Annotated in this window: 11 protein-coding genes; 7 read left to right on the top strand and 4 right to left on the bottom strand. The window is 66.7% G+C overall.

Features of this window, described 5'->3' with window-relative positions; genetic code table 11:
• Window positions 1-31: 31 nt before the first annotated feature.
• Complete coding sequence (locus tag LC062_RS17295; RefSeq protein WP_224912278.1) at window positions 32-637, top strand: L,D-transpeptidase; 606 nt, start codon at window positions 32-34, stop codon at window positions 635-637.
• A gap of 46 nt (window positions 638-683) precedes the next feature.
• On the opposite strand, the gene LC062_RS17290 is transcribed toward LC062_RS17295, so the two are convergent.
• A complete protein-coding gene (locus LC062_RS17290) occupies window positions 684-1,550 on the bottom strand; it encodes a helix-turn-helix transcriptional regulator (RefSeq protein WP_224912277.1) in 867 nt (288 codons plus the stop codon).
• 74 nt (window positions 1,551-1,624) lie between these two features.
• Here LC062_RS17290 and LC062_RS17285 point away from each other — a divergent pair, with 74 nt between their 5' ends.
• Window positions 1,625-3,100: an MFS transporter gene (locus LC062_RS17285; RefSeq protein ID WP_224912276.1), complete on the top strand. Its 1,476-nt coding sequence runs from the start codon at window positions 1,625-1,627 to the stop codon at window positions 3,098-3,100.
• On the opposite strand, the gene LC062_RS17280 is transcribed toward LC062_RS17285, so the two are convergent.
• On the bottom strand, window positions 3,097-4,311 hold the full coding sequence (locus LC062_RS17280) for an adenylate/guanylate cyclase domain-containing protein (RefSeq protein ID WP_224912275.1): 1,215 nt from the start codon (window positions 4,309-4,311) through the stop codon (window positions 3,097-3,099). The two genes, LC062_RS17285 and LC062_RS17280, sit on opposite strands and share 4 nt — an antisense overlap.
• A gap of 125 nt (window positions 4,312-4,436) precedes the next feature.
• Window positions 4,437-7,223, bottom strand: coding sequence for a preprotein translocase subunit SecA (secA, locus tag LC062_RS17275; protein ID WP_224912274.1), 2,787 nt, complete (start codon window positions 7,221-7,223; stop codon window positions 4,437-4,439).
• 280 nt (window positions 7,224-7,503) lie between these two features.
• On the opposite strand from secA, the gene LC062_RS17270 reads away from it, so the two are divergent.
• From LC062_RS17270 to LC062_RS17250, 5 genes are all read left to right on the top strand, one after another.
• The gene (locus tag LC062_RS17270) at window positions 7,504-8,412 is read left to right on the top strand and encodes a peptidylprolyl isomerase (RefSeq protein ID WP_224912273.1); all 909 of its coding nucleotides are present in this window, start codon (window positions 7,504-7,506) and stop codon (window positions 8,410-8,412) included.
• Window positions 8,413-8,508: 96 nt separating this feature from the next.
• On the top strand, window positions 8,509-9,747 hold the full coding sequence (gene argJ / locus LC062_RS17265) for a bifunctional glutamate N-acetyltransferase/amino-acid acetyltransferase ArgJ (RefSeq protein ID WP_224912272.1): 1,239 nt from the start codon (window positions 8,509-8,511) through the stop codon (window positions 9,745-9,747).
• A complete protein-coding gene (locus tag LC062_RS17260) occupies window positions 9,728-10,555 on the top strand; it encodes a GNAT family N-acetyltransferase (RefSeq protein ID WP_224912271.1) in 828 nt (275 codons plus the stop codon). Before argJ ends, LC062_RS17260 begins: the two co-directional genes overlap by 20 nt.
• A gap of 62 nt (window positions 10,556-10,617) precedes the next feature.
• On the top strand, window positions 10,618-11,016 hold the full coding sequence (gene mutT, locus LC062_RS17255; RefSeq protein ID WP_224912270.1) for an 8-oxo-dGTP diphosphatase MutT: 399 nt from the start codon (window positions 10,618-10,620) through the stop codon (window positions 11,014-11,016).
• A gap of 55 nt (window positions 11,017-11,071) precedes the next feature.
• Window positions 11,072-11,287: a Flp family type IVb pilin gene (locus LC062_RS17250; RefSeq protein ID WP_224912269.1), complete on the top strand. Its 216-nt coding sequence runs from the start codon at window positions 11,072-11,074 to the stop codon at window positions 11,285-11,287.
• A 55-nt stretch (window positions 11,288-11,342) separates the two neighbouring features.
• Here LC062_RS17250 and LC062_RS17245 read toward each other — a convergent pair whose 3' ends face one another.
• Window positions 11,343-12,254, bottom strand: coding sequence for a methyltransferase domain-containing protein (locus LC062_RS17245; protein ID WP_224912268.1), 912 nt, complete (start codon window positions 12,252-12,254; stop codon window positions 11,343-11,345).
• Window positions 12,255-12,352 lie beyond the last annotated feature (98 nt).

Here is a 12,352-nt window from a genome sequence, read left to right as displayed (position 1 = left end):
GGCGCGGCACTTGGTGGGCAAGGGACTTGCAATGAGAATCTCGAAAATGCTGGCGGCGGCGGCTCTGACCGTCGCCGTGTCGATGCCGATGGCTGAGGCGATGACCGAGAAGGTGTTCGATCCGGTGTCGCGCAGCTGGGTGACGCACAAGATCACGCCGCAGGCCGCCGGCAAGATCGTGCGGGAGAAGTACAAGCGCACCACCGTGCGCTATCGCACCTCGGAAAAGCCCGGCTCGGTGGTGGTCGATACCCGCAAGCGCTATCTCTACTACGTGCTGCCGGACGGCAAGGCGGTGCGCTACGGCATCGGTGTCGGCCGCGAGGGCTTCACCTGGTCGGGCCGGGAAAAGGTGTCGCGCAAGGCGAAATGGCCGAGCTGGACGCCGCCGCAGGAAATGATCGTCCGCGAGCGCAAGAAGGGCCGCAAGCTGCCGAGCTACATGCCGGGCGGCCCGAAGAACCCGATGGGCGCCCGCGCGCTCTACCTCGGCGCGACCGAATTCCGCATCCATGGCACCAATGAGGACTGGTCGATCGGCCGGGCGGTGTCCTCCGGCTGCATCCGCATGCTGAACGAGGATGTGGAAGACCTTTACAACCGGGTGTCCGTGGGCGCCCAGGTCAACGTTCTCTGACGTCTTGACGCTCCCTCGGCGCCGCAGATGACAGCGGCGCCGGGGCTCAGTCTGCGCTCCGGGCCGGTTCCTGGCGCATTGCTGCCTCGAATGCGGCGGTGGTGTCCCGACCGGGCTCGGCGGCGTAGAAGACCAGTCGCAAATGCTTTTCCTGGTCGACGATAAAGGACGTGTGTTCGAAGGTCACCGGGCCGATACCGTCGACGAGGAAGCTTCGGCGCCCCTCGCAGCGGCCGTGGACATCGTGCCGGTTCCACAGGGTCTTGAAGGTGGGTGATACCCGCTCCAGCGCGGCGACGAGCGCCAGCATGCCATCATCCTCGGGCGCTTGCGCGAAGTCTCGCCGGAAGCTGGCCAGCACCTGCGGTGCCTGCAGCTCCCACTCGGCGATACGGCTGTTCAGCCGATCATCGGCAAACAGCATCCACAGCATGTTCCGCTCAGACGAATCGCGCTCCGCGAAGCCGAACAGGCGCGTCGCCGCAGCGTTCCAACCCGTGACGTCCCAGCGCAGGTTGGCCACATAGGCGGGGCGCAGCGTCAGGTCATCGAGCAGGCGCCGCACCAGGGGCGGCAACTCGCACCAGGCCTGCCCGGTCATTGCCGGTGGCCGCTGATGGGCGAGCAGAAACAGGTGCCGTCGCTCGATCTCATCCAGCATCAGCACGCGGGCGACATTGTCCAGAAAGGCGGATGACACCGAGATGGCGCGTCCCTGCTCCAGCCACGTGTACCAGGTGATGCCGACGCCGGCGAGCGCGGCGACCTCTTCCCGGCGCAAGCCAGGCGTGCGCCGCCTCTTGCCGGCGGGTAGGCCGACATCGAGGGGGGACAGGCTCTCCCGGCGCCGTCGCAGGAAATCCGCCAGTTCGGCACGGGTGCGGTCAAGGCGATTGCCGGGCATGTCGCTCATTGTAATACGATAACTTGTTCCATAGTAATGGTCTAACTGATGTGCGAGGCAACGCCAACACCAATGGAGTTGTCATGACCACCGACCACGCTTCGCACAGCGCCCGACCATGCCTGTCTCAATCGCGTCCCTCGCGGCTCGCACTGCCCACCCTGTTGCTGGGCGGCTTCATCACCGTCTTCGATCTGTTTGTCGTCAATGTCGCCATCCCGCCGATGCAGGCCGATCTTGGCGCCGGTTTTGCTGAAATCGGCCTCGTCGTCGCCGGCTACGCGCTGGCCTTCGGCGTGCTCCTGATCGCCGGCGGGCGGCTGGGCGACCGCTATGGCCGGCGGCGCCTCTACGCGGTCGGTATGGTCGGTTTCGCGCTGACTTCGTTTCTGTGCGGGATTGCTCCCGATGCCGCCTCGCTGATTGTGGCCCGGGGCCTGCAAGGGGCAACGGCGGCGATCCTGTTCCCACAGGTCTATGCGTTGCTGCGGGTGATGTATGACGAGGCGGGCCGCCGCCGCGCCTTCGGTTTGCTTGGCATGACGCTGGGGCTCGCGGCGATCGCCGGTCAGGTGCTGGGCGGCGTTCTCATCGAGGCCAATATTCTCGGTCTCGGCTGGCGGATGATCTTTCTGGTCAACCTGCCGGTCGGGCTTGCCGCCGCAGTGCTGGCCCGCAGCCTGCCGGAATCGCGCGCACCGGGTGCCCTGGGCGTCGACTGGGCGGGGATCTGTCTTGCCACCGCAGGGCTGCTTCTGCTGCTCTTGCCGTTGCTCGAAGGCCCGGCCAGCGGCTGGCCGCTGTGGACCTGGGCCAGCATGGCGGCGTCTGTCGCGGTGCTGACGGGGTTCGTGCTCTGGGAAGCCCGTGTCATGCAGCAGGGCGGCGATCCGACCGTTGATCTGGGGCTGTTTCGCAACCGGGACTTTTCGGCCGGGTCCCTTGTGGTCCTGCTGATCTACTCGACGTCAACCTCGTTGTTTCTCTGCTTCTCGCTGCTGATCCAGTCCGGCCTCGGCCTGACGCCGTTCGAGGCCGGGCTGGTGTTCGCCCCGGCCAGTGGCGGTTTCGTTGTTGCCTCCTGGGCGGCGCCGAAGATCCAGGCGCGCCTCGGCCCGCTCGGGATCGCCGGCGGCATGCTGGTCTATGCCGCCGGACTGGCGGCGCTGATTGTCATGACCTCGGGACTTGGCGACCGAAGCGACCTTTCGTCCGTACTGCCGGCCTTCATTCTGGTCGGTATCGGTCAGGGATTGTCGATGACGCCGCTGCTCAATCTCGTGATCGGCATGGTCGACGAGCGCCATGCCGGCATGGCGGCCGGCGGCGTTGCCACCCTGCAGCAGGTGGGCGGTGCGTTCGGCGTCTCCATCGTCGGGATCTTCTTCGTCGGCCTTCTGGGGACGGATGCCGGCGACGGAACCGCACAGGTGTCGCGCCATGCCGCCGCCTTCTCCGGAGCGATGATCTACAATCTCGCTGCGGTTATCGTATCCGCCGGTCTCATTGCCTGGGGAGCTCTGAAACACCGCACGACCAGTCTGGAACGAACGGCTTAGCGGGGCGCCGGGTCGGATGCGACGGCCGGCGTGCGCAGGGCGAACAGCTCGACGGGTCGGTCGACCCCGGTCAGGGCGAAGCGGCCGACGCCCCGGAAGCTGGCGGGATCGGCGGCGGCCACCTCTTCCGTCACCAGAACCGGCTCCCGCAGCTCCTTGGTCTTCGCCTCGATCCGGGCGGCGGCATTGACCGTGCGGCCGATCACCGAAAAGGTCAGCCGGTCGGGTACGCCGATGTTGCCGAACATCACCGGCCCGCAGGTCAGGCCGATGCCGCAAGTGAGCGGCGTCGCGCCGGGCACGGGCAAGGCCGCGAGCCGCGCATGCACCGCCCGTGCCGCCGCCAGCGCCTGCCGGGCGGCGGGGCCAAGGCCCTCCGCCTCGATCGGGAACACCGCCAGCACCGCGTCGCCGATGAAGTCGAGCACCTCGCCGCCGCGCGCCATCACCTCGCCGGCGGCGGCATCGAAATAGCCATTGAGCAGCCGCAGGTAGGCATCCGGGTCGAGCCGTTCGGCAAGGGCGGTCGAGCCGCGCAGGTCGGTGTAGAAAATCACCGCGTCGAGGGATTCTCCGTCGCCATGGCGGATCCGCCCGGCCAGCACCTGCGAGCCGGCGCGCCGACCCAGATAGGTGTCCGCCAGGGTCTGGGCGATCCGGGTCTGGATCGTTGCGCGGCAGGCCAGCGCCAGACGCATCAGCAGATACTCGATCTGCTCGATGGTGGTCTGGTCGAAGCCCTCGGGCGCGCGGGTCGCCCAGGTGACGATAATGCCGCTGGCACCGACCTCCTGGGCCGTCGGCAGGGCGAAGGGCGTCGCGATGGCCAGATAATCCGTGAAGCCCTGATCGGCCAGGCTGTGAAACAGCGGGTAGTCGAAGGGGGCGTTGCTCCGGGAAAGCGGACATCTGAGACGCAGGTCGCCGCGTTCCAGCATGGCGCGGATCGGGCTGTTCAGCCATTCGTCGCTGTTGGCGTCCTCATGCCGATGCTGGGCGAGCTCGATGCCGCCGCCGTCCATCCAGAGCACGGTTTCGGCCTCGATCAGCGGGTGCAGCGTCGCCCAGGACAGCATCGCCCGCTCGGCGCGAATGCCGCTGGCGTTCATGCGCTGGCATAGACCGGCGAACATCTCGGCGGTGTCCGGGTCGCCGAGCGCCTCGCGAATCAGCCAGTCCTCGATGGCTTCAAGTACCGGGGTCGTCTGCATTGCCTGTCCTTGTTGGGCCTGTCCTCGCCCATGGGCGCGCCCGCCTCACCGCCCGCAAACGAAAAACGGCGGACCGGAGGGCCCGCCGTTCGATCAGATCATGTGCCGGGCCGGCGGCCAAGCGATCAGGCGAGCGCGCCGTGGCAATGCTTGAACTTCTTGCCGGAGCCGCAGGGGCACGCTTCGTTGCGCCCCACCTTGCCCCAACTCGCCGGGTTGGCCGGGTCGCGGGCGCCGCCGGCGGGCAGAGGTGCCATCGCCGCCTGGTCGAATTCGTTCTCGCCGGTGGTCGGATCCAGATGCTGGGCCTGCATCTCCGGCAACTCGCCGTCGGCGGGCAGGCTCGGCGTGTCCTGCTGCACCAGCTCCACCCGCATCAACTGGGCGGTGGTCGCCTGGCGCAGGTTGGCCAGCATGCTCTCGAACAGGGTGAAGGCCTCGGTCTTGTACTCCTGCAGCGGATCGCGCTGGGCGTAGCCACGGAAGCCGATCACCGAGCGCAGATGGTCCAGATTGGCCAGATGCTCGCGCCACAGATGGTCGAGGGTCTGGAGCAGGACGGCCTTTTCCACCTGACGCATGATGTCGGGCGAATACTGGCCGACCTTGCGGGCCATGGTCTCGTCGGCGACCTTCTTCAGGCGCTCGATCACCTCTTCGTCGGCGATGCCCTCTTCCTTGGCCCAGTCGACGATCGGCAGATCGAGATTGAGGGTCTGGCGGACTTCATCCTGTAGCCCTTGCGTATCCCACTGTTCCGGATAAGCCTTTTCCGGAATGTGCCGGGCGACCAGATCCTCGATGACGTCGTGGCGCATGTCGGTGACGGTCTCGGCCACCGCGGCGCCATCCATCAGGTCGATACGCTGGTCGAACACCACCTTGCGCTGGTCGTTCATCACGTCGTCGAACTTCAGCAGGTTCTTGCGGATGTCGAAGTTGCGCGCCTCGACCTTCTGCTGCGCCTTGGCCAGCGCCCGGTTGATCCAGGGATGGACGATCGCCTCGCCTTCCTTGAGACCGAGCTTCTGCAACATGCCATCCATGCGGTCGGAACCGAAGATCCGCATCAGGTCATCCTGCAGGGACAGGAAGAACTTGGAATGGCCGGGATCGCCCTGACGGCCCGAGCGGCCGCGCAGCTGGTTGTCGATGCGCCGGCTTTCGTGCCGTTCGGTGCCGATCACGTAAAGGCCGCCGGCGGTCAGCGCCTGCTGCTTGCGGGCTTCCACCTCGGCGCGGATTTCCGCCTCGCGGGCGCTGCGTTCCTCGCCCTCGGGCATGTCGGCCAGTTCATGCTCGATGCGCATGTCGGCGTTGCCGCCGAGCTGGATGTCGGTGCCGCGACCGGCCATGTTGGTGGCGATGGTCACCGCGCCGGGCAGGCCGGCCTGGGCGATGATCGAAGCTTCCTGCTCATGGTAGCGGGCGTTGAGAACGGCGAAGACCTTTTCCTTCTTCGTTCCGCTGTCGCCGTCGAACAGGGGCTTGAACGCCTCCGGATCGGAGACGTCGACCTGGCGGTAGCCGGCCTTCTTCAGATGGGAGGCGAGGAGCTCGGATTTCTCGATCGAGGTGGTGCCGACCAGAATCGGCTGGCCACGTCCCTTGCAGTCATCGACCAGCTCGACGATGGCGTTGAATTTCTCGTCGACGGTCCGGTAGACCTCGTCGTCATCGTCGATGCGCTTGACGCTGACATTGGTCGGGATCTCGACGACTTCCAGATTGTAGATGTCGCCGAACTCCTCCGCCTCGGTCTGGGCGGTACCGGTCATGCCGGAGAGCTTTTCGTAGAGCCGGAAGTAGTTCTGGAAGGTGATCGAGGCCAGCGTCTGGTTTTCCGGCTGGATGTTTGCCTTTTCCTTGGCCTCCAGTGCCTGGTGCAGGCCTTCCGAATAGCGCCGGCCGGGCATCATGCGGCCGGTGAACTCGTCGATGATGACGACCTCGCCATTGCGGACGATGTAGTCCTTGTCGCGCTGGAACAGCTTGTGCGCCTTCAGCGCCTGCTGAAGGTGATGGACGACGGAGACGTTCTCCACGTCGTAAAGGTTCTCGCCCTTCAGAAGGTCCGCTTCGCGCAGCAGGTTTTCAAGCTTCTCGTTGCCGGCCTCGGTGAAGGTGGCGGAGCGCTGCTTTTCGTCGAGCTCGAAATCCTCGTCGGTCAGATGCGGGATGAAGGCATCGACCAGATTGTAGAAGTCACTGCGGTCCTCAAGCGGGCCGGAAATGATCAGCGGCGTGCGCGCCTCATCGATCAGGATCGAATCGACCTCGTCGACGATCGCGAAATGATGGCCGCGCTGGCACATCGATTCGCGCTCGTACTTCATGTTGTCGCGCAGGTAGTCGAAACCGAATTCGTTGTTGGTGCCATAGGTGACATCGGCGGCATAGGCGGCGTGGCGCTGCTCGTCGGTCAGGCCATGGACGATCACGCCGGTGGTCAGGCCGAGGAAGCGGTAGACCCGCCCCATCCACTCCGCGTCGCGCTGGGCGAGGTAGTCGTTGACCGTGACCACGTGGACGCCCTTGCCAGTCAGGGCGTTGAGATAGGCCGGCAGGGTCGCGACCAGGGTCTTGCCCTCACCGGTGCGCATCTCGGAGATCTGCCCGGAGTTCAGCACCATGCCGCCGATCAGCTGCACATCGTAATGGCGCTGGCCGAGGACGCGCCGGGCGGCCTCGCGGACGGTGGCGAAGGCCGGCTCCAAAAGGGCGTCGAGTTTGGTGCCGTCGGCGATCTGCTTGCGGAACATGTCCGTGCGGGCGCGCAGCTCATCGTCGCTCAGGGCCTGCAACTCCGGCTCCAGCGCGTTGATGGCGGCGACGCGGGCGCGCATCTGCTTGATGCGGCGGTCGTTGGCGGATCCGAAGAGCTTTCTGGCGAGTGCGCCGAGGCCGGCCATGTGGCGGTCCTTCCGTGAAGCAGGTGCCGCCCGGCAGTGCACAGGCGGCGACCCGACGATCAGATTGACTTTACATGCGAACGTCGGCCTCAGATCCGCCGTATTGTCGCGGGAGAGGAACGCACGCTTGAATGGGGCTGTCCGGCCGTAACGACAGGGACGCCCGACAGATAAGAGGGGGTCAGAAGGTTGTCAACGTCACGTGTTTCGGCGAGTTTGCCTGTACGACACGGGGCGCTTGGGTGACCGGACCCCGGACCAAGCCGAAAAGGGAACAGATATGACACGCATTTCCGCCGGCCCGCTGCGGCGCGGTGCTTTTGCCGCCGCCTTCGTGGCCTGCATCGCCGCTTCGCCCGCCCTCGCCCAGGAGCCGGGTGAAATCGTCGCCAAGGTGGGGGACACCACCATCACCGAAGCGGATATCGCCTTTGCGTCCCGTGATTTTTCGGCCCAGCTGGCACAGGTGCCGCCGACCCAGTGGCGCAAGGTGCTGACCGATGTGGTCGTTGACATGAAGGTGATGGCCAATGCGGCCGCCGCCGCCGGCATTGCCGAGGAAGAGGACTTCAAGCGTCAGGTCGAATTCCTGAAGATGCGGGCGCTGCGCAATGCGCTTCTGGTCCGCGAAGTGGAGAACAAGGTCACGGACACGGACGTCCAGGCGGCCTATGACAAGGAATTCGCCGACTTCAAGGGCGACGAGGAACGCAAGGCGCGCCACATCCTGCTCAAGACCAAGGATGAGGCGGTCGCGGCGATTGCCGAGCTCGATGGCGGCCGGGACTTCTCCGATCTGGCGAAGGAAAAGTCGACCGGTCCGTCCGGTCCGAGCGGTGGCGATCTGGGCTATTTCACCCGTGGTCGGATGGTCAAGGAATTCGAGGATGCGGCGTTCGCCCTGGAGGCGGGCAGCTACACCAAGGACCCGGTGGAGACCCAGTTCGGCTGGCATGTGATCAAGGTCGAGGACGTGCGCACCCAGGCGGCGCCGGAGCTGTCGGAAGTCCAGGAGCGGCTGCGTCAGGACCTCCTGCGCGAGCGCTATGCGGCGCTGATGGACGAGCTGAAGGCCAACACGACCATCGAGATCGTGGCCACCGAGCCGGGCGCCCCGGCTGAAGGCGAAGCCCCAGCGGATGGCGATGCGCCTGCGGCCGACGAAAAGCCGGCCAAAGACGGAAATTGACAAGCGCTCTCACCGGTGGTGAGAAGAGCCCGTCCCGCTGATGCGGGGCGGGCTTTTTTATTAGCACCTGCCAACTTCCGGAAAGGCGGCCCCCAGATGTCGGACGCGATTTCTCCCCTTGCTCCCAAGTCCTACCCCGAAATGCCGGCGGTCGGCGGCGTTCGTTTCGCGACCGCCGCAGCGGGCATCAAATACGCGGATCGTACCGACGTGCTGCTGGCAGTGTTCGACGCGCCGGCGGAGGTTGCCGGCGTGTTCACCCGTTCGCGCTGCCCCTCGGCGCCGGTCGAATGGTGCCGGGCCAATCTGGCCAGCGGCAAGGCGCGGGCGCTGATGGTGAATTCGGGCAATGCCAATGCCTTCACCGGCAAGAAGGGGGCGGCCTCCACCGCGCTTTCGGCCGAGCTGGCGGCAACGGCGGTGGGCTGCGCACCGGAGGAGGTTTATCTCGCCTCGACCGGTGTCATCGGCGAGCCGTTGGACGCGGAGAAATTCCGGGGCGTGATCGATGATCTGGCCGGGGCCGCCAGCGCGGATGCGGGCCGCTGGCTGGAGGCCGGCAAGGCGATCATGACCACCGACACCTTTCCCAAGGTCGCGACCCGCCGGGTCGATCTGGGCGGCGTCGCGGTGACCCTCAACGGCATTGCCAAGGGCGCGGGGATGATCGCGCCGGACATGGCGACCATGCTGTCGTTCCTGTTTACCGATGCACCGATCGCCGCGCCGGTGCTGCAGGCGCTGCTGGCCGATGCGGTCGGGCAGTCCTTCAACGCCATCACCGTCGATGGTGACACTTCGACCTCCGACACGGTGCTGTTGTTCGCCACCGGTACGGCCGGTGGGGACCCGGTGCGCGAGGTGGCCGATCCTCGGCTTGAGCCGTTCAAGCAGGCGCTGGCGGAGCTCAGCCGGGACCTGGCGCATATGGTCGTCAAGGATGGCGAGGGCGCGCGCAAGTTCGTCGAGGTGACTGTCACGGGCGCGGAGAGCGATGCCTCGGCGAAGCGGATCGCCTTTTCCATCGCCAACTCGCCGCTGGTGAAGACCGCTGTCGCCGGTGAGGATGCCAACTGGGGCCGGGTGGTGATGGCGGTCGGCAAGGCCGGCGAGCCGGCCGACCGGGACCGGCTGGCGATCTGGTTCGGCGATGTGCGGGTTGCCGTCGAAGGCGAGCGCGATCCGGACTATTCGGAAGAGGCGGCAACCGCGGTGATGCGCGGCGAGACCATTCCGGTGCGGGTCGATCTGGGCCTTGGCGAGGGAACGGCGACGGTCTGGACCTGCGACCTCACCAAGGAATATGTGACCATCAATGGCGACTATCGCTCCTGAGGCGGATAGATCCGGGGTGGCGGCGCCGGCGGTGCCGCTTTCCCGGGTGCGGGCGCTGGAGGAAGCCAATCTCAACGGCTTTCCAAGCGACCGGCTGCTGCTCGACGGGCAGTGGTTCCTGCGTCTGTCGCCGGGCAACCCGGCGCGCCGGGTCAATTCGCTGAATGTGTTCGATCCGGCGGATGGCGCGGACTGCGCCGCCCGGCTTGCGGCGGCGCGGGCGGTGTTCGCCAGGGCCGGGGTGGACTTCCACTTGCGCTGGACGCCGCTGGTGCCGCAGGCGCTCACCGGCCATGTGGACGCGCTGGGCTGGGCGCGGATCGGCGAAACCGGTGTCTGGAGCCGGGTGATTGACGCCGATGCGGATCCATCCGGCGTCGGTGCCAATGTGGAGCGGGTGGCGCTGGCCGACTGGCTGGTCGCCTTCGGCGCCACGGGGGGCACCCGGCCGGCGGCGGTGGCGCCGCTGGCGCTGTCCCGGCTTGGGGCTGCGCTGGAGCGGGTGGCGGCCGATCTGATCTGCCTTGTCGCGCGGACGAGGGAGGGGGCGCCCGCAGCGGTCGCCGTGGCGGTGGCCGACCGGGACCTCTTGGGCATCTACGATCTGGCGGTGGCGCCGTCCTGCCGCCGGTCGGGGCTCGGCCGGACGATGGTGCGGGCCTGTCTTGCCCATGGCGCGGATGCGGGCTGCCGTGAGGCCTGGTTGCAGGTGACGGCGGAAAATGCACCGGCGCGGGCGCTTTACCGCGCGCTCGGATTTTCCGAGGCCTACCGCTATCACTACCGCGCGCCACCGGACGGCGGTTGACCTTCCCGCCATATGGTGAGCAAACCCTTTCCCTTCCGTCCCGAAACGAAACGAGATCGAACATGAAGCTTCTGCTTGTCGCCGCCTGCGCTCTGCTGGACGTGGACAACCGGGTCCTGATCGCGCAGCGGCCGGACGGAAAGGCAATGGCCGGATTGTGGGAATTTCCCGGCGGAAAGGTCGAGGCCGGTGAGCGCCCGGAGGAGGCGCTGATCCGGGAACTGGCCGAGGAGCTCGGCATCACGGTTAAGAAAGAGTGCCTCGCGCCGCTCACGTTCGCCAGTCACGCTTATGAGGAATTTCACCTGCTGATGCCATTGTACGTCTGCCGACGATGGTCGGGCACGGTGGCCGGACAGGAAGGTCAGGCGATCAAGTGGGTGCGGCCGGTGCGGCTTCGGGATTACCCGATGCCAGCCGCGGACGAACCGCTTGTTCCGCATCTGATGGATCTGGTCTGAGCCGAGACGCCGTGCCGATCGCCATCGCGGGATGTGCAGATAAAAGGCGCGACAGATGCAATCAATCACACAGACCATGTGCGGTCGCGGCGATCGGCTTATCCGTCTCTCCAACCGCTTCCTGAAGGACCGGTCCGGTGAGATGATGCTGGAATACGGCCTGATGGTCGGGTTGATCTCGGTGGCGATCCTCACCACCCTTGCCGGCATCAGCAAGGTGCTTGACGAGAATGTCTTCACGGTGATCGCCAGCGCCGCCTCGGCGGTCTGACGCCCGGCGCACCGGGCGTCCCAACTCCCACATCGCTTTCGCTTTTTGCCGGCTGTTACTTTTGCCCCGGGCGAGCCGGGTCATGGGCCGGCAGTTCCGTGGTGCCGAGGGCGTCGGCCAGCCGCTGGCGGGCCGAGCCCGGCTTGAGCGGCTTCTGCTGGCTCTCATGCGGCGCCCATCCCGACAATGAAACGATATCGAAGGTGGCGCGCAGGCGCCCGTCCGGGTCGGCATGATGCTCCTGGTAGAGCTCGGCCGCGCGCAGGAACACCCGGCGCGGCAGCGGCGTCCGGCTGCGATCGCGCAGGACGCTGGTCGCGCCCATGGCCTTGAGATCGCGCATCAGGTCGAACAGCGTGTCGTAGCGCACGGTGACCCGGTCGAAATCGGCGACCGGCAGGGCAAAGCCAGCCCGTTGCAACAGCGCCCCCAGCGACCGGGTGTCGGCAAAGGGCGCGACCCGGGGGGCGGCGCCGCCTTTCACCTCCAGTTCCGCCCGCATCAACACATCGCCCAGTTCGCGCAAGGTGTCGCCGCCGAGCAGGGCGCCGAGAAAGAGACCATCGGGCCGCAGGGCGCGGCGGATCTGGATCAGCGTGCCGGGCAGGTCGTTGACGAAATGCAGCGCAAGCGGGGAGACGATCAGATCGACCGAGGCATCGGCGAAAGGCGGCAGCGCATCGTCGATCACCAGATCGCAGCCCGGGACGGCAGGGTCTGCGAGAAACAGATCCGCCCGGATCACCCGCTCCACCTTGCCGCTGGCGCGCATCAGCGCCGTCATCCGCCCGGTGTGGCCGCCGAGATCAACGCCCACCGCGAAGCTCTTGTTCACGGTCTGGAGCCGCTCCGCCAGGTCGGCAGAGGCGGCTTCCAGCAGAAAGTCGGCGCCGGCGACGGCACGGGTCAGCGCCTGGCGGCGGCGCTCGGCAAGAAGGGGGCGATCAAACAGTTCCGGCTGGGACATCCGGGGTCCTTTCCCGAGACAGGGCGCTCTGCAACCCTTGCGGGTTGTTGGCGACATATGCGCGCGATCCATGCTAGCATCGCGGCAGAGGCGTTGCG

Origin of the sequence: Stappia indica, assembly GCF_020177335.1 — a bacterium.
In the GTDB taxonomy this organism is placed as follows: domain Bacteria; phylum Pseudomonadota; class Alphaproteobacteria; order Rhizobiales; family Stappiaceae; genus Stappia; species Stappia indica_B.
Note: the sequence above shows the minus strand (reverse complement) of the source record. Positions and strands in the feature narration are given on the sequence as shown.